Below are 411 nucleotides of genomic sequence, written 5' to 3' on the forward strand. Positions count from 1 at the left end.
TACTGTTAAGTCGGGGGACTCGCTCTGGGCCATCGCTACCAAATATGGACTTACAGTGAACAAGTTAAAAGAGCTGAATTCCTTGAGTACTAATACTATCTATATTGGGCAATCTCTGAAAGTTTCAAACAAATCAACTACAACTAGTTCAACAACTAATAGCAGTTCTAGTTCAACTTCTTCAGATAAAAAGACTTACACAGTTAAATCTGGTGATTCTTTATGGCAGCTAGCTGTTAAATACAACACAACTGTTACACAGATTAAATCGGCCAATCATTTAAGTTCTGACATTATCTATGTTGGACAAATACTAACAATAAATTGACTAATAAATAAATGAGCCACCAGCATATGAAGTGCAACACAAAAGTTAGACAAAATAGATATTTTTATGCTGCTAAGGTATGT

The 411-nt window shown here is 34.3% G+C and carries 1 protein-coding gene; it reads left to right on the plus strand.

The genetic code is table 11. The features are described from left to right. Positions 1–328: LysM peptidoglycan-binding domain-containing protein (locus tag IV36_RS12245; protein ID WP_162261588.1), on the plus strand; the 328-nt coding region annotated here is incomplete at its 5' end. Positions 329–411 lie beyond the last annotated feature (83 nt).

Source organism: Liquorilactobacillus mali (assembly GCF_001437155.1).
GTDB lineage: Bacteria > Bacillota > Bacilli > Lactobacillales > Lactobacillaceae > Liquorilactobacillus > Liquorilactobacillus mali_A.